At 48.0% G+C, this 17719-nt stretch carries 15 protein-coding genes; 3 read left to right on the top strand and 12 right to left on the bottom strand.

The window, feature by feature from the left end; translation table 11 throughout:
- Nucleotides 1-413: 413 nt before the first annotated feature.
- The 12 genes from VLX91_01500 to VLX91_01445 form a co-directional block, all read right to left on the bottom strand.
- Nucleotides 414-3152 carry a sugar-binding protein gene (locus VLX91_01500; GenBank protein HUI28861.1) on the bottom strand — a complete coding sequence of 913 codons (2739 nt, stop codon included), beginning with the start codon at nucleotides 3150-3152 and terminating at the stop codon, nucleotides 414-416.
- Nucleotides 3153-3263: 111 nt separating this feature from the next.
- A complete protein-coding gene (locus VLX91_01495) occupies nucleotides 3264-4313 on the bottom strand; it encodes a T9SS type A sorting domain-containing protein (protein ID HUI28860.1) in 1050 nt (349 codons plus the stop codon).
- A 192-nt stretch (nucleotides 4314-4505) separates the two neighbouring features.
- Nucleotides 4506-6710 (bottom strand): glucoamylase family protein, encoded by a 2205-nt coding sequence (locus VLX91_01490; GenBank protein ID HUI28859.1) that lies wholly within the window; start codon nucleotides 6708-6710, stop codon nucleotides 4506-4508.
- A 258-nt stretch (nucleotides 6711-6968) separates the two neighbouring features.
- The gene (locus tag VLX91_01485) at nucleotides 6969-7820 is read right to left on the bottom strand and encodes an MBL fold metallo-hydrolase (GenBank protein HUI28858.1); all 852 of its coding nucleotides are present in this window, start codon (nucleotides 7818-7820) and stop codon (nucleotides 6969-6971) included.
- 70 nt (nucleotides 7821-7890) lie between these two features.
- Nucleotides 7891-8238, bottom strand: coding sequence for a T9SS type A sorting domain-containing protein (locus tag VLX91_01480; protein HUI28857.1), 348 nt, complete (start codon nucleotides 8236-8238; stop codon nucleotides 7891-7893).
- Nucleotides 8239-8241: 3 nt separating this feature from the next.
- The gene (locus VLX91_01475; GenBank protein HUI28856.1) at nucleotides 8242-10197 is read right to left on the bottom strand and encodes a hypothetical protein; all 1956 of its coding nucleotides are present in this window, start codon (nucleotides 10195-10197) and stop codon (nucleotides 8242-8244) included.
- 32 nt (nucleotides 10198-10229) lie between these two features.
- On the bottom strand, nucleotides 10230-10811 hold the full coding sequence (locus tag VLX91_01470; GenBank protein HUI28855.1) for a hypothetical protein: 582 nt from the start codon (nucleotides 10809-10811) through the stop codon (nucleotides 10230-10232).
- Nucleotides 10790-11038, bottom strand: a complete 249-nt coding sequence (locus VLX91_01465) for a hypothetical protein (protein HUI28854.1) — start codon at nucleotides 11036-11038, stop codon at nucleotides 10790-10792. Before VLX91_01465 ends, VLX91_01470 begins: the two co-directional genes overlap by 22 nt.
- A gap of 201 nt (nucleotides 11039-11239) precedes the next feature.
- Entirely contained in the window at nucleotides 11240-11572 is a 333-nt protein-coding gene (locus tag VLX91_01460; protein ID HUI28853.1) for a hypothetical protein, read from the bottom strand.
- A 35-nt stretch (nucleotides 11573-11607) separates the two neighbouring features.
- A complete protein-coding gene (locus tag VLX91_01455; GenBank protein ID HUI28852.1) occupies nucleotides 11608-11847 on the bottom strand; it encodes a hypothetical protein in 240 nt (79 codons plus the stop codon).
- Between the two features lie 467 nt (nucleotides 11848-12314).
- Nucleotides 12315-13127 (bottom strand): methyltransferase domain-containing protein, encoded by an 813-nt coding sequence (locus VLX91_01450; GenBank protein HUI28851.1) that lies wholly within the window; start codon nucleotides 13125-13127, stop codon nucleotides 12315-12317.
- A gap of 125 nt (nucleotides 13128-13252) precedes the next feature.
- Nucleotides 13253-13435: a hypothetical protein gene (locus tag VLX91_01445; protein ID HUI28850.1), complete on the bottom strand. Its 183-nt coding sequence runs from the start codon at nucleotides 13433-13435 to the stop codon at nucleotides 13253-13255.
- 311 nt (nucleotides 13436-13746) lie between these two features.
- Here VLX91_01445 and VLX91_01440 point away from each other — a divergent pair, with 311 nt between their 5' ends.
- The 3 genes from VLX91_01440 to VLX91_01430 are packed head-to-tail and all read left to right on the top strand — an operon-like array spanning nucleotide 13747 to nucleotide 17414.
- Nucleotides 13747-14967: a hypothetical protein gene (locus VLX91_01440; GenBank protein HUI28849.1), complete on the top strand. Its 1221-nt coding sequence runs from the start codon at nucleotides 13747-13749 to the stop codon at nucleotides 14965-14967.
- 11 nt (nucleotides 14968-14978) lie between these two features.
- Nucleotides 14979-15689 (top strand): hypothetical protein, encoded by a 711-nt coding sequence (locus VLX91_01435; protein HUI28848.1) that lies wholly within the window; start codon nucleotides 14979-14981, stop codon nucleotides 15687-15689.
- A 15-nt stretch (nucleotides 15690-15704) separates the two neighbouring features.
- Nucleotides 15705-17414, top strand: coding sequence for an adenylate/guanylate cyclase domain-containing protein (locus VLX91_01430; GenBank protein ID HUI28847.1), 1710 nt, complete (start codon nucleotides 15705-15707; stop codon nucleotides 17412-17414).
- The last annotated feature ends 305 nt before the right edge of the window (nucleotides 17415-17719 follow it).

Below are 17719 nucleotides of genomic sequence, written 5' to 3'. Positions count from 1 at the left end.
ACCCTGACATGCGCTATTTGTTGCGCTCTCTTTGCATGAAAGATTATATGAGGCACCCTGCCGCCGGCAGGAATTGATCCACTTTTTTTATGGACGCCCCCCAACTGACTATTAAAGTTATTTCTAATTCACATGAAATGCAAGTACCGGGTAGCGGCTCATTGGGGACGTAACCGCAAAGAGCGCTAAAGAGGCGCAGAGGGAATTGATGCTTTTTTCTGCGGACTTAGCGTCTCCTTTGCGGCTAAATAACTCCTTCAACTCCTGAAGAAATTGAAACTGAGCCATTACCAACTACCGCAGAGGGTATTCTCTCTCACGGTTCGTTGTCGGAAAAATGTGAATGTCCATGAGCTGAGTTGATCGCACGGTCAACCGGCGAATCAGCTTAGATCATGCACACGGCTATTCGTTCATTTCAAAAGCAAGAGCTTCTTCGTTGCAGTGTAGCTTCCCGCCTGAAGGCGATAGAAATAAAGTCCGCTCGGGAGGTCTCTAGCGTCGATGGTCACCGAATAATTTCCTGCCGTCTGGCGTTCGTTCACCAGCGTCTCGACTTCTCTTCCGAGCACATCGTAAACTCTCAGCGTGACATTGCTAACAACCGGCAGCTGATAACTGATGACCGTTGTCGGATTAAACGGGTTCGGATAGTTCTGTCCAAGGCTGTATTCGGTCGGAATTCCTGAGTGCTGATTCTCAACACCAGTCGCTACCGCGGAGACCTGATTACTGACACTGCTGAGGTTTCCATGGATGTCCTCGGCTCGTAGGACGTAATATGCCGTCTGGCCAGCCAACGGATGCATGTCGGTGTACACCGTACCCGATGCCGTGTCGTAGGGAGGCATCTTGTCGGAATCGGGGATCGTGCTGTCGCTTCGATACACGAGGTAATCCTTAAGATCGGGCTCAGTGTTCGCAGACCAGCGCAGCACCACTTTCCCCGACACGATCGAAGCAACTACACTCTGTGGTGGTAGCGGCGGAATGTTGTCGACCGAATAGCCGGTTTGAATATTCGAATCATAGAAAACGTTCGGATCAGCCGTCTGAGCCGAGACCATGAAGTATTCTATACCTTCATTCCCTTGCATCGAATCGTTCAGCGTCGATGCAGCATACGAGTACAGGCTGTCCTTGTGCGCAGGCTGATCCGCGAGCCACTCCCACGCAAGCGATCCTGCGCCGGTGTTTGTTACCCTCATTTTTCTGGCTTTGCCTGGGACGCCCAACTTGTCGACTGAATTTTTCAACATGACGCCCCGGGTTGCCGATTGCGGAATTGCACGCCATATGCAGTAGTATGGCATGGCGTTAACATTCGTGTCGAGCAGTGAAGCGTGCCAGATAAGCTGAACCTTGCCGCCTTGATCGAATGGTACATCTTTGACAGAAATCAAAGCGGGTGCATAAGGGGGCGGTGCGCATGTTGTGAAATTCCATATGCTTGACCAGCCGCTTGTGCCCCCATAGTTGCTGGCGTTGACTCTCCAGTAGTATTTCGTTTCATAAAGTAATCTGTTCACCGTCAAACCAGTCGCCGGTACTTCAGCGGTGTCATAGTTTGTTGTTACAAATGTCGGGTCCGTCGAAACCTGAATCCCATAGGTTTCTGCTCCCGTGCTCGCATTCCAGGAGAGTGTCGGATGATTGATAACGCCAGTCGAACCGTTCACAGGATTCGCGAGGGTCGGCGCGGAAGGAGCATTCGGTGTAATAATTATGAAAGAGGGACCTAGTTTTGCATTGCCCCAGTGAGAAGTATTCTGCCAATCGTCATCCATCAGCGAAGTATTCCACCATTTGGTTACGTGGCTGCGCCCATCTCCGTCATTGTCATCAGTCTGCAACTCAAAACTGAATCGCGTTCCCTGACCGGGCGATATCCCAAGGCTGTCCAGAGAAAACTGGAACTGCACGGCGTAGCCTCTGCAAGAGCTGAACACAGAATCGTTCCCCGTATTAGGCAAAACCCTCCATTTATACTGGCAACCCTTGCCAATTACGTTCTCAACCGAGTCGACTTTCTGTGGGAGTCTGAACGAAAATTGGCGCTGTAGTCCAGTGAGCGTGCTCCCGGAAGAGTGAATGTTTCCCGGATCAAAATAGACATCCACGCCGTCCATCTGCCAATCGATGAAGCTCGTGCTATCTACGGTAGCGTCATAAACTATGAAGAACCCATAGATGTTGTTATTATCGTACAATCCATAAAAGCGCCAATCTTGATCCTGCGGACCAGAAGGCCATGAGGCACCCTGGCCGGGATTGACCATGGTAAGCTGGTTGGCGCAGCTCCAAGCGGGATCGCTTGGGTAGCCGTCCGTCACTGTGCGCGCGGTAAGTGCAGGAGGTGCAGGAGTCTTCATGAAAACGTACGAATAAGTGTTGTCGACATCGGCCCCCGTGGTGGTATCTCCAAGAACGGCATTGCCCCAGTGCAGGGTCTGCTGCCAATCATTATCCAGGCCAGTTGCGTTTGCCCACTTCGAAATATGAATTCGCCCTGACGGAGTCCCATCATTGTCGTCTTCCTGGAGTTCGAGACTGAACTTCTGGCCTGCGCATGGCACTATGCCGAGGCTGTCCAATGGAAACTGGAACTCCACATAGTACCCCATCGGACCGCCACCGCTTATCGAAGCTGCATCCAGGAACCATCTGTACTGGAGGCCATGACCGTAGACCGCCTCAACCGAGTCAATTTTCTGTGGGAGTCTGAAAGAAAATTGTCGCTGTAGTCCGGTGAGGATGCTCCCGGAAGTGTGAGTGTTTCCCGGATCAATGTAGACATCCACGCCATCCATCTGCCAGTCAACACCTGACGTCGTATCGACGACGTCATCCATGACATAGAACAAGCCGTAAAGATTGTTGTTATCCCACATCAGCTTGCACCATCCAGAAAAGTCCGACCACTTGGTTACGGGCTCGGCACTGCAATTGAAGTATTCAAGAGGCTGGTTGTCGATGGCATTCCACACCGGATCTACCATACCATCGAGACTTGGTGCAATTTCTGTCTTTGGAATTACCCACTGGTTTGAGACGACTTTGGAAACTTTGTCGCGACGGTTTGTTTTCGCTTGCGTAAAACCTGACACTATGATTAAGCAAGCAATTGGCAGTAAGAATTTTCGAACTTTCATGATGTTTGCCTCCCTTGGCGGATTTGCCATCCGCGAGATTTTTCTTTTCGATTATCTCCGACTCGCTTTTCCAGATAACTCCGAAAGCGAGCCGGAATGGGTTTCAGCAGTCTATTTCAATAGCAATAGTCTCTTCGTCGCAGTGTAGCTTCCGGTCCCGCGAACGGGATCTACAACCTGCAATCTGTAAAAGTACACTCCGCTCGGCAAGTTGGTCGCGTTGAAAGTTACCGAATGACTTCCTACAGTTTGTGGCTCGCTCAATAAAGTCTCTACTTCTCTTCCAAGAACATCGTAAACCTTCAGAGTAACTTGGCTGTTCATTGCCAATTGATAATTAATCACCGTTGATGGGTTGAAAGGGTTCGGATAATTCTGCTCCAGCCGGAAACCGCTTGGCCGGATGTCAACCGGACCATCCACCTCCGTCACTGTCTCCGTATCAACCGAGAATGAATCCGATGTCAGACCGGCGCCGTTCTGCCAGATTTCAAATCCCGCTTCGACAGCGCCAAGACTCCACGCGGTATCCAGATAGCCGCGAGTCACCGCATCGTTCATAAAATTTCTTATGTCAAGATTACAACTGTCCCGCTTGGTGACTATCCTGTACGAAAGGGTGCTCGAATTATTCCACCAGACTTGCCAGGAAATACCATTTATGGTTGCGGTTGTCACCTGTCCGCCTGCCGGCTGAGGACCCTGATAGTTGATCCATATCATCATCTCAAGTTTGTTGTTCCCATTTTGAACAAACCAAATGTCATACGCGCAATCCCAGACTCCAGGTGCAGTTGTGCCGCTTATATTCCAGGTCGTCGAACAATTTTGTATTTTTGAAACCACAATAGGGAAGGGATCATTCATTGGAGTCGGCGTACCGCCAAAGTGGCTCCCCTTGAGAATGAATGGATAGGAGGCCGGGGCACCGTTGCTCGGCAAATTATGTCCTGTCGAATTAATTGTAAAATATGTTGAACCCGTGTCGACCGTTAATGTCTGCGGCGTTGATGCACCCCAAACATTATTATACACTCGATACTCTCCGCTTTTGACATCGACTGTTCCCCACTGGTCAGTAAGCTGAATCATCTGACCAAAAATGGTTTCAGACGGAAAAGTAACAAGCATAAAAACGAAAACATATGTTCTATTCACCATTTTGTACTCCCGAAAAAATTTAATACCCTATCCCATCAACACCAACATCTTAACGAAAATAAATTTCTGTCCATCTTGAATCGCCAAGAAAAGGAGAAAGAACGTGCTCACCTACCGCACAGGAGCATTGCGGGACAGGCCCGACCCCCTCTCTACAATGTAAAGAGGGGGAACAGGAGTGAGTTCGTTTCCCTATTTCAAAAGCAAAAGTTTCTTCGTTGCAATATAGCTTCCAGCCTGCAAGCGGTAGAAGTATACGCCGCTGGGAAGATTTGCTGCATTAAGTGTAACAGAATAATTCCCCGCGGTCTGGTGTTCGTCGACCAGAGTTTTTACTTCTCGTCCGAGCACATCGTAGACTTTCAGCGTAACATCGCTGACTGCAGAAAGCCGATAGCTAATGACCGTCGAAGGATTGAATGGATTGGGGAAGTTGTGATGAAGCGAATTGCTCAGCGGAATATCGCCGGCATTTTTCTTAACAGCCGCTATGTCCTTGTTAAAAATCGCTTTTATCGCCGCCGCAACCTGCTTGTTCTTTGAAAAATAATTCCACACCAGACCGGTTCTGTAGTTCTCGATCATTAATAATAATGTCCCGACATCGAGTCCCACATAGTCGTTCGCATACCAATCGTCAGTCGAGTCGGCGGTTCTTCCCAAATTGAAAGCGTCCTTGAAACCATAGATTCCCCATAATCGAGGATAATTGTTGTAATAGTTCTTCAACGCATGTATAGATTCATTATTTTCCGGATCGAAAAATACTATGCTGCCACCGGCGCCGTATGGTGCAATAGTCCCATCGTGGTTGGCCGGCGGATCAGCCAACGGAAAAGCCCCGTAACTCTTTGACATGCCACCGTTATATCCCCCGGGTCCGAAGCAGGCCGTCAATCCCCAGCTGCTGTCGCTGTAAGTCGAATAACTCGCCGAACTATCGATGCAGAACTGCCGGTCTGCTTTGACCGCCTGTACGGAATTATCCCACCAGTTCACCGAATCCTGGCACTGGTCGTAACCGCATTTTTTAAAATCGATCCAACAATGAGCGAACAGATATGTGAAGAGTGATCCCCACCAGCTCTGCCGAAAAGTGTAATCTCCGTATGCAGCCGGAACCCTTTGCCATGCATAGAAGACACTCGGATCAACTTTCCCCGATCCGATTGCCAGAAATGAAACGAGAATTGCTTCGTCGGTATAATAATCCCAGTGAGAATAGCTGAAGCCATCGGCAGGAGTCCATGCCATGTAGAATTGATTCTTCAGCGCATCCAGCATCCAGCGCCAGTTTACTCTATCGATGATGGTATCGGCCAATGCCCTTATCTGAATTTCACCGGAAGCAGATCCGTTGAAATACTCTCTCGCAAACATGACGCCGGCGAAAAAGAGAGAAGCATCGATCGACGAAAGCTCGCTTGTTCCATCTCTCAAGCCCGTGCCTATTCCCATCATATGATAATAGAATCCTTTGAACCCGTTGCTTCCATTTGCACTTGAATCCTGACGGGCGCTGAGGGTATTCAAGATTTTTTTCGCATCGGAAGCCGCAGAGTCTCGCGTGATCCAGCCTCTTTCGGCGCCGATACCCAGTGCAGTTAATTGAAAACCGACTGCCGCGATGCTCGTCAAGTCAAAGTTGCCGGCGCGGTCGCGAACAAGGCCGGTGACCGGATCAACCTGTTCGACAAAATATCTGAACGCCTTTTTACTGATCAAATCAAGGAAAGTGCTGTCGTTCGAATAACCTTCATGTTTATTGACAAAGTAAAAATTATCGAAATAAAGATCCCCTCTCTTTTTAGTAAGAGAACTATCCAAGACGACAGCGACATGCCTTATCTGCGTGAGATCAAATCCCGCCAAGGAGTCTTTTAACGGGATTACTTTTTCCTGGAAGCTCGCCGTAATTCCATCAACTTCAATGCGTTTCTGTTTCTGGAAATTCCCCTGGACAAACTCGATGTAAAACCTTGCCGCGTACGAGCTGTCTCCTCTGACAGAAAATCTGAACTCATCGAAATCGCTTATGTCAAATACGGGATTGTCCGGATCGCTATAGAGATATGTAAACTTTTCCCACCACCCGCATTGCGCTGACGGATCGCTTACGTCATATGTAAGTCTCAGCGAATAGTTTCTGCCACCTGCGGAGATATAACTCGCATCAATGAGAGCAGCACTATCATACCACACTCCCCTTGTGCCAAAAAAATCATTGACGTTTGTTGTTGTGTCGTTGTCAAAATCATCCAGGATATAACTTCTCTGCGGATAATGAATCGATTGTGCAAGGGTGCGGGGGACCGTCAGACATTGGAGACCAACAATCGTTAATAGGCAACTCCTGAAGATCATCTGTGAATAAATTGAGCTTGATGGACGTCTCATTTCAGCTCTCCTGTTTTAACAACATGGATACTGCGATAAGCTGGTTTTTTAACTAAGGCAATTGTGCCGCGTTCGAGTTTTACCTGAGCCCGCCGATTTTCCAGTTATCCTTCATTGATAATTCCCACCGTTCCTGGGAATCCCCTTTCCTTTAGGTCTTGAGATGGATACGACGATTATTCCACTTCGTGCAAATCCTGATCTATCTCACACGAAAAATATATCTGTTCCATGTTGTAATTTCAAGAATGCCGGTCACTAACTAATGATCCGCAGGTGACTTCTAAAGGCCTTATCGACCACCGGACTCACCAAGAATGGCGGCAAACCCAGCTGCTGTATCACTGTTCGACAGAATGATAACGGTGTTGATTCCTTTCCTGTATATGTTGTCCTGACGGCATCATCCAATCTCAACATATAGCTCTCCCCCTCGTCGATTAAGTTCTTTATTTCAAGACTGCTCGTCAAAGGAGGTGTCCATGATGTGAGCAACGTACTGTAGTTGCTGCTTGTTCTTATCCGCTCAAGAGATCTCATCAAGGCGAAGTAATCGTCATAATTCGGAATGTCATTCTTCAGCGGAATCGAATCGGCGGTAAATAGGATCTTATCCTCGTCGAAATGAATATTCACCGAGCCCTTTGAGTGTCCCGGCGAATGGATTATTCTCAGAGTGACATCGCTGTCGGCTTTCAAGATTTCTCCGCCGCTCAATGACCTGTCGACCTTAATGGACCTATCGACCAGGTTGAAAAAACCCGGCACCGGTCTCTCTTTGTTCTGAATCTCGATATTCTCAATCCAGCTAATTTCATCCCGGTGCGCTAATACGTCACAGCCTGTCAGCTCCTTGATCCTAGCAGCCGAGCCTATATGGTCAGGATGCGAATGCGATAGTATCACTGCCGCGATCTCGGAAAATTTTCTATTGTTCTCTTCTATGTACGCGAAAATTTTTTCTTCACTTCCTTTGACACCGGTGTCAATCAACGTTATCCTGTCTCCAAAGATAATGAGAACGTTGACGAACCTTGGAAGTTTCTTCGCCGGACTCAGTTCTATTTCAAAATCGATCTTAAGTAGATGTAATTTCTCTGTGAGTCTCACATGGAGTTCCTTTTCGTCGCCTGTTTCCTCATCGCACCAGATGAAAGGCGCGACATGAAGAGAGGCAGTTTTATTTCAACAACAAGAGTTTCCTCGTTGCACTATAGCTCCCCGCCTGCAGGCGGTAGAAGTATACTCCACTCGGCAAATCGCCGGCACTGAAAGTTACCGAATGACTTCCGGCGGTCTCGCGTTGGTTGACCAATGTTTTTACTTCTCTTCCGAGAACATCATAAACTTTCAAAGTGACATTACTCATGACTGGCGAGCGATAACTGATGACTGTCGTTGGATTGAACGGGTTCGGATAGTTCTGCGTCAAACTAAATTCCATGGGAATGCTTGAGGCGCCGCCTGCAGACTGCACAGGAGGCGGTGCCGGAGAATTCGTCATGGTGTAGAACATGCCGCTTACCAAGGGTTATCCAGCAGGAATATTGAGGGCAACCGAACCGGGATTCGCCGAGCCGTTGTCTTTTGTCTGGACATAATAGAAATATTTCAAACCGGCTCTTACGGTTGTGTCAGTAAAACTATGCAGGACATTTGCGGCATTGCAGGAAAAAATCAGATCAAACATAGTATCCATTCTTCCTTCTGCTCTGTATAACCTGTATCCATCGAAATTCGGACTTGCATCCGCATTGTCAGACCATGCAAGAGCGATTTTATTGTCCCCCGATGTAACCGTAAATCTATCCGGCGGCGGGGGGGGCTGCGGGATTTTATATCCGCTGTTGTAGTTAGCTATCGCTCTTCGGAATGTTTGAAATAACGAATCCTTTCCAGTAAATACCCAAGCGTTTTTATATGTATCTCCATTTTTCGTCGTCCCACCATCCCAGGGAGATCCCGGAGGAAGCGCGAGATCAACACTATCGCGTTTGCCGTTGTTATACCAGACCCACCAATTCTTTGTTATCTCTCTATTGAGTCCATGGTTAATTCCCGCAACGGCTTCTGCAATTACAATCCTGACGCTGTCACCCGGGGCGAGCGTATAAGGACCAAAACTTTGCTGGGAAGAAACTCCACCATCCTCCGCTCCTCCTTCCCATTTATTATAAACGACGTCTGTCGGCCAGCCATTCGTGTCTTCACCTACCAGTTGAGCGTGCGTTTGTCCTGAGTTGGTTTGAGTCATATTCTGGTACTGCATTCGCATCAAGCTTGAGTCAAATTGCGTGGTCGAATTTGCCGGGTCCCAGGGCAGGACGTTGAAGTTGGTTGTATTGAAGTCAATTGTATTTTCAGAAGAAGTGAATTGGGTGTTTTTGGGTTGAGTCGGATCGTCAGTTGTGTCGTGCGGTGATGTATCGGCGTGTAAAACTACTTCTCCAATGAAATGCGTCCCCCACATGATCGATCCATCCAGATAATCCGGGCCGCCAATATCGTCCGACATGAAGTCGCTCGGTGGATAATGATCGTAAGGGCGAAAGGGTCCATAATACTCAAGGACAGCGCGAAAGTTATTGGGTGCAGGAAGAGTGTGAGCCGGGTCTTGCCCCACTGCATCATTGATAGTACTCCAACCCCAATTCTCCCCGGCGCCACCCGCTAACCCCTGCCGAACATAGTACATATTGCAATCGGCGAATCGGTACCTGAAGTCGAATACCACACCGGTAAGGGTCGGAGCCGGCGCCATTTTCCCGCCGGTATTATTTATGAACCCGGTATTCTTGAATACGTATTCGTAGATGTAATAATTGTCGTTGTACTGCTGAGTGAAGGCGAGTACCTTTCTGTATACCGTTATCCCGACGGGAGTATTCACTCTATTGAAAATCATTCGATCAGCGGATAGACCGGGATCGAGTTGATCTTCTCCTCCGGCCAGATCAAGATCATTCGAATCAAGATCACTTGCGGGAGTGCCGTCAACGGTTACCGTCGGATGATTGAAGCGGCCTATGAGTCTAAATTCTTCGGGATATATTTCTGTATTCAAGTACATGAAATAATGACCGAAGTCGACAACTTTAAAAGGATAGGTTACGCCGTTAGCGGGATCGGTGAAGTTCGTCGTCCCTATCCATAATGTTTTGCCGACGTTGTGATCTTGATATTTGTACTGGGCAGGCCAGCGCAATCCGTCATTCTGTTGCTGGTTCGGATCATTTCTCCCAAATCTGCCGCACTCGATTTCCGAGCCGCCGTTCGAAAACCATTGCCGCAAAGAGCTCACCCATAACCATTTAATTTCTTGCGGCCCAAAAACCTGCGCTTGTGATTCCTGAGGACTTAGTATTCCAAGCAAACCAAGAAGTCCAACAAATATTATTGCCCGGAGCGGAAATACTGTTCTGACATAACTAAAATCACGGAGGTGATCTATGAAGTTTTCTAGATTTTGGGTCATCGCTTTATGCATTGAATTGCCCTTTCCTGTTTGCAGGGTCTTCATCAGTTCAAAACCTCTAACCTGCATAAGTCAAAGTAAGTCTTCGCGGAGGTTGGTCCATCAACGCAACCATCGAGTTCGACCGGTATACTGTCACCTTGGTAAGTATCCAGTGTATCGAATATGGTGTACATTTCCCAGATTGTGGTATCAATCTTTGTGTAACTGCCATAACGGTCCGTATTATTATGGAGCCACAAAAGAACGCCTCCCTGGCAGCTCCCCAATTGCAGATTGCCCGCGTCATATCTTCCCCAAAATGAGAATTTGTAAACATGATGGCCTGCATGAGGGTGCACGGTAAACCATATCTGGTTCCCGGAGGTGAATGTACCATTATCTATCTCTACCGACCAGCTTCCGCCGCCTGGAGGAGCATCGTGTGCCGAATGAACCATTTCTGTCTCCCACCAGCCAACGTTCCAACCCTGAAGTGAAGCTTTACCATTTGATTCAAAAGAAGAATTCACGATCAAATTGTTTTCGTCGGACGGGCCGGTGACCGTGTCTCCGGATTTCTTGCAACTGTTAAAGAGTATTCCCACGAAGATCAGCGCGGGTATCAATAGTAATTTGTACCGCATACATCCTTCTTTTTCGATGAGGCGTCTTGCACAACCAGATTGAGCGAGGTCAGGCCCAGCGACTCTTCGGCTCCACTTTTTCTCATGATTCCAAGCCGCCCATCCAGAGGATCCCGCCTTTCCACCTGACCCGAAGACGGCCAAAATCCGCTTTGAATATATTTGTCCCACTTTGTAATGTCAAGAAAGGAAGAACCATGGCAGCGCCCTGCGTCATCACCGCTCATCTTTCTGCATTTGGCATCTGGTTACAGTCCAACTTCAGAACTTTGCCTGGGTTATCAATGAGAACAGATCGAAGTACAAGTGAGCCAAAATAATTGGCATCACTCTTCTGTATTTCACGAAGTATAGCGAAAAGACAAGGAACAGGGCGGCCGTTTCAGTGGTGGGTATCAATCCCTGCTATATCAGCTCCGGCTACTGCACTACGTCATTGTCTTCGCATGCGGAAGCAACATCAAAGCTCCGATCACGGGAATGATCAGAACGTACACGAGCCAGTTCCCAACTGCAACAGCAACGGCATTGTGTAGTGCATATAAAGGAAAATAAATATACAATCCGATTTTTTTCATTTTCCAGAGGTACCAAATCACGGAAACACTGGCGAGACCGGTTGCCACTATGTAGATTTGGTACCACAGCCCAATTGCTTTCGTTGTCTCTTTAGAAAGGGCAGACGGCAACAGAATTAGTCCGAGCAATTCGAATGCACAGACAATCATAACCGTAACAGGTGGTCTAGATTTCAGAATCATGTCGGATATCCTTTCCGCCTTTGTCAGTTGTGGACTCAATTCAACACTGCAAAACGGCCATCGCTTAGTTTCAATGCGTTGATATACACAGCCTGCGTCTCCTTCATGCAATAACGGCTCGTGTCGTAAGATCCGGTTCCAGCGTAGGAATATTCGACGACTGGAAAGAGCGAAAACATCCCGCTCTGCAATGTCGCATTTTGCAAAGCGAGAACCGATAACATGCCGACGGTTGGCTCATCAGAACTGTCGGTTATCGTCGGCTCGCCCGTCATTGTCACAGTGTAGTTTACGTTTTATTCTCCTGAGTAATTGCACGTGCGGCATACAGAAAAGGGGAAAAAGTCGCCCTCATAGGTTGTTCCGGCATTGTCCGTCAGATGAACAGTATAACCATCGACGTATTCTGTCGGATTATTTTTGCCGCATCCCATCTCCAGGAATACGAGGATGACAGCAGGTGCGAGAATAGTTGTGTATAGTTTTATACAGCCTCCTTGTCAATGTTGGTTCGTTATCGTTGACGCATTTCGGTTCTATTGAGTTACGAAGCACATAATACGACCGCTACCTCTCTATATAATGTATACTCATCTACGATTGTTAGTGAGATCGCACGCTGGAGAAAGCCTCATGACGTAAACATGATAAATAACGCGAGAGAAAGAAACAACCTTTGGCGCACATCCTGCTATCCATGCCCTGCTGCCGACAGCAATGCGCGGAAATACTCAATCCCGATTCATCGTTTAGTCCCTTCAGCCCAGGAAACAGCGTACCACAACGATGGGTCCGGCCCTTCGCGCCAACTTTGGAAGGATGTTATTATCCGATCAAATTTTCTTTCTTCGAAAAGTCCCTGCCGGACTATTTCTCCTCTAGCTCCATCAATGACTCCGATCAGATTGTCGATGTATACATCAAAACGCTTTTCGCCTTTGCAGCTTCCGAAAAAAATCCATGTGTTTCTGACGGGGAGAGCCCCTGCCTCATGCAGGATAGAAACGAGCCTCCTTCCGACAATCGGATCGTTCCCGAGTTTAGCGTACGTTTGCATATATGCCGCCCACAGATCCGCAAACTCCGGTACTTCCGGGTATAACCTTAGGATATCGTGGTCGTCATCTGCGAGAACGATACGTCCTCCTTTCCTAACCGCTTTCACCATCTGTTTCACCACATTCAACGGATCAGGAACGTGCTCGAGGACAAATCGTGCGGTTGCCAAGTCGAATGTTCCCCACTCTTCTTCACGGAGAGGGAGTTGTCTCGCGTCGCCCTCGCGAAACTCCGTCAATTTTTCCTCACGATCCGTCTTCGCCTGATGTATTGCCTCCTCAATTTGTTCGCGGCTCCTCTCAATACCGAGGACGGCAGCTCCCGCCTTTCTTGCCATCGCTCGAGAAAACTGGCCTAATCCGCTTCCCACGTCGAGGATTCTTTCTCCCCCGGAAAGTGCGAGTTCTTCCAGGCAGGCTTCGTTCAGGAGAATGGTATTCAGGAGCGTGAGGCGCTGCTGCTCTTCAGAACTTGTTCCATGTATGTACTGCGACATTGCTATTCTTTCATACTGCAAAGTGAACATTGAGAACGTGAGAAAACAAACCCGTCTGCCACATAGCTGTCGACAGATGTAAGGGTCGAGCGGTCATAATCTGGTCCTTGGCCAATATCGTTGTCTCATCCCGCAATATCAATAATGACTTTTTTGCCGACGAAGGTTCCGTATTTCTCTGCTGCTCCTCTCATCAACTTCTTCTCCAATTTCTTCACTCGTCTGAACATTTTCGTTGAAATGACGACGGTGTCTTTCTTGAACATTCGGCTCCATATGCCCGCTATTCTGCCGTCGATGGCCGCCATTCGCTTAAGGATTCCTCCGCACACTGGATGAAATTGCGAAAGAAAGAATAATTGATGCAAGTTACGATCGAAATGATGCCATTCGTACTTTGCTCATCGCCTCTCCCTTTCACAAGTTGAACGGAGTTTAAACACGGATATTTTCAAATGCAACATTTGGCTGTTATATTCTCTCGGAGATCTTAAATCCCCGGAGGGTTTCAATTTTATGCCCTCGTTCGGAAACTCTTTCTTGGAAGCCATGGTTATTATATTCATCACGCGTTCGCTGTCAAATCATTATAATACATCTTTATCCGGAGAGAATTTCGTTGAAATTTCTAGAGCGTCTGAAATCTGAATATATAATGCTGGCAATTTGGTTTCTCTCTTCCGTGCCATCATTTGCCCAAATAAGGTGGTGGGGGATTTACGATTTTCAAATTTTGAAAGGCGGTGCGGATAGCAGAGAGGACCTGAATTCCCTTCCTAATGACTACCTTCAGCTCAATGTGCACGAGTTTCAACTCTTCTTAGAAGCGGATGTCGATGATAATATCACATTTACGACAAGCATCGCAAACAGTCCTCAGGATTCGCCGAACTTCAAAGGAGTCAGTTTCCAACTCGCTTACGCGACATTTTCAAATCTTGCAGGCGATGCTCTCTCACTCTCCGTCGGAAAAATCGTGACCCCGTTCGGATTGTTCGCAAAGCGCCAGCTTGCGACGGAGAACCCTTTCATCGGCTATCCTCTTTTCTTTGTTTATCCTCAGAACGTTTCTCCGCAGACCGGTTACCTCGATTCGAGCGAAGTCTCCGCAGCGAACACCCAATATGGCGGGCGTTTGAATACAATGTACACGGGCGGTTATTACATCGGCGCTGAGGCGTTCGGTTCGTTCATAGATAACTTCCTGCAGTACGACGTCGCCCTGACGAATGCGCCGCTCTCCTCCACGTCGAGCGATTACAACTTCAATGACAACCCGTCAATTCAAGGAAGAGTGGCACTGCACCCGGCAATCTGGGGAACGTTCGGCATTTCATATGCCTCGGGACCGTTCATGACTCCCTCGAGCGCGAATCAATACCTTTCTCTAGACCGGTATACACAGACGACATTAGGTGCCGACGCGGAACTCTCTTACCTGTATTATGAACTTGATGCCGAATATATTTTCAACCGTTTCAAATCGCCGTACATTAGTTATCAATATGCGAACGGGCTGCCGCAGGGAGGCTGGTTGAATCTCGACAGTCGCGAACTTCTTCTCGATTTAAGAATCGACGCCGGGTTTTATCCGGGACTCTTCTTAGCTTTCCGTTACAATCCTCTGTGGTTCAGCAACATCACCGATCCGTATCAATACTCGACGACTTACGGCAAGAGCATACCATGGGACAGCAATACAACCAGATATGCGGTGGGGGTTGGATACAAGCCGACGCATTCCGTGCTGGTCAAGCTGGATTATCAGAGGACTGACATTTCAGTAAATCCCAGGCCGAAGCTGGACATTTTGGGTCTTGCTGTTGTAATTTCCTTTTGAGAAGTTCATAGATGAAAATTTCATTTCTTTTTATTATAAGTATGTGGTTGATTGCATCCGGTCTTTCGGGCGGTACAGAAAACGGACGGCACACCGGCGGGTTTTCTCAACCAAGGAACGGGACACTTCAAGGAACCGTCGAACTCCACAACGCCACCCAGCTCATCCGGAGGGAGCCCGGAACACCGTACGGAAACCAGATGCCGAATATGTCTGACATGCCGAAGCATATCAATGAGAATGAGAATGTCGTGATTTATTTGGAAGGGAAAGAACTTCACACCGATGAAAATTCCGAACCCCGGCATGAAACCATGAATCAAAAAGATGCAACGTTCATTCCGCACGTCCTTCCGATCTTGAAGGGGACCTTCGTTGATTTCGTAAATGAAGATGATACATATCATAACGTGTTTTCTCTGTCGCCAACCAAGCGGTTCAATATCGGCCGGCGTCCCACCGGTGTAGTGGTTCCCGTCAGGTTCGACAAAACCGGTGTAGCGGAAATTTTCTGCGATATTCATTCCTACATGTCGGCTTTCATCATTGTCCTGGACAATCCGTTTTTTACAAAACCAGATGCTCATGGATTTTTCAAGATAGAAAACATTCCGCCCGGGACTTATACCATGAAAGTCTGGCATGAAAGACTTCACTCTGAAAGCGAAACCGTGACTATCACAGCGGGGAGCACGACTACGGCCCATCCTGTGTTGGAATGAGTATCCGAAGATTCCATGGACAAGACGAAACTAATCCGCAATCTTTTCGCTCCATCGCTTCGCAAGCGTATGCTGATTCTAACTTCGGCCCTTGTTGTATTGATCAGCGGCGCTGTCATTCTCATAGTAAGGGACGAAGTTCACGACCTCACCGACTCGAAAATCCAGCAGGATTTTGCAAACACTTACCAAACTTTCAAAAGATTTCTTTCCCTCCGCAACCAGAGGCTTGTCGAATCCTGCAAGTTGATCTCGGAGCTCCCCGTTTTAAAGGCGCAGCTCTCCACGAAGGACCCGGCGACGATCAGAGACTATGTGCTCAACCGGCAGGAAAGCCCCGCGAAACTGGTTCACGTCGATCTATTCACGCTCACAAACGAAAAAGGAGAGGTGCTTTTTCGGCTCGATCACCCGGAAAAATTCGGTGACACTCTTGCTTCACAGCCTTCCGTCAGCAGGGCTCTGAGCGGAAAAGATCCTTCCACGGACGACATTTCGATCTGGATAATCAATGACAAGCTTTACCAGGCGGTTACCGTCCCGATATTCCAGGATTTTCTCATAGGAACTCTTACGCTGGGCAATCTTATCACTCAGGAGGAAGCTCAGTCCCTAAAGCACGACACACAAAGCGACATTTCATTCATACAAGGCAATCGTGTCGAAGCTTCTACATTATCCGATATTGCCCAGCTCGATCTCTTGAAATCATATCTGGTGAACAGAGGATCGATCGATTCGCTGTTGAATGCCGGAAAAACATTTGAGCAAAATGTGATGCTAAACGGGGAGAATTTTTTGTGCGCATATTCGCAGGCATCGGAAGGAAATAATGCGGTGTATGTAATGTCCGTGTCTATGGATCACGCGCTCGCAAGCTTCCGGACAATCAAGAACGTCATCATCGCAGTCGGGATTGTCGCGCTCATCGTCGCGATCGTCGGTGCGTTCCTCATTGCCCAGGGCATCTCATCTCCGGTAAGGAAGCTGGTCAGCGGAACAGAACAGATTCTCAAAGGCAATTATGACTTTCAGATCGAGGTCAAGTCCAAAGATGAAATCGGCATGCTGGCACACTCCTTCAACGAGATGATCTTCGGGCTGAAGGAGCGATTTCTTATGAGTAAGTTTATTTCATCTTCGACCGTCAGGATGATCCAGCAGGACGGCGGAAAGATTCAACTCGGCGGCGAGCGGAGAAACGTTACGGTGCTTTTCTCTGACATCCGCGGCTTTACATCTATATCGGAACGCGTCGAACCCGAAGTCGTAATTGAACTTCTGAACGCATACCTCAGTTTGCAGGCAAAGATTGTAACGAAGTATAACGGTGTCGTCGACAAATATGTCGGTGATGAGCTGATCGCGATCTTCGAAGGGGAAAAGATGGCCGACGAGGCTGTCCTTTGCGCGGCCGAAATCCAGAATGAGATAGGCAAGATCGACGCAAGAGACCGCGAAGAAATCAAGGTGGGAATCGGAATAAATACCGGCATGGCCATTGTCGGAAATGTCGGAAGCGAAGACAGGATGGATCATACTGTGTTGGGAAACAACATGAATCTGGGAGCACGGCTATGCTCGATTGCTCAGCCAGGACAAATAATTATCTCGGAATCATCATGGAGACTGCTGACAACAAAAGAAATTCATACGAAGCCGCTGGAGGCAATCGCGGTGAGGGGCATGAGCCGTCCGGTCCAAACCTACGAAGTGGAATACTGACGGACCGTTTTTGACAAACTCTCCAGACGGCAAAGAACAATCAGCTGTTACCGGGATTCCAACCTTTACTTGAATTATCGGCATTTTTGAAACATCGGATGTAGTTATTTAGCTATAACTTCACCTCCGCATGCTTGACATTGAAGCGAGCACCTCTCATATTGTAACTGTCAGTTGAGCGTATTATGAAGGGATCCCTTCGTAACACACGAAGGTGGTTTGCGGTGAGAGGAAAGACCGCAGCAAGATCTTGACAAGCAATCATCGCAGATTGATACCTTCCAGGAAAATTTCAGGCAAAAAAT

The sequence above is a fragment of the Candidatus Acidiferrales bacterium genome (assembly GCA_035515795.1).
Lineage (GTDB): Bacteria > Bacteroidota > Ignavibacteria > Kryptoniales > JAKASW01 > JAKASW01.
Note: the sequence above shows the minus strand (reverse complement) of the source record. Positions and strands in the feature narration are given on the sequence as shown.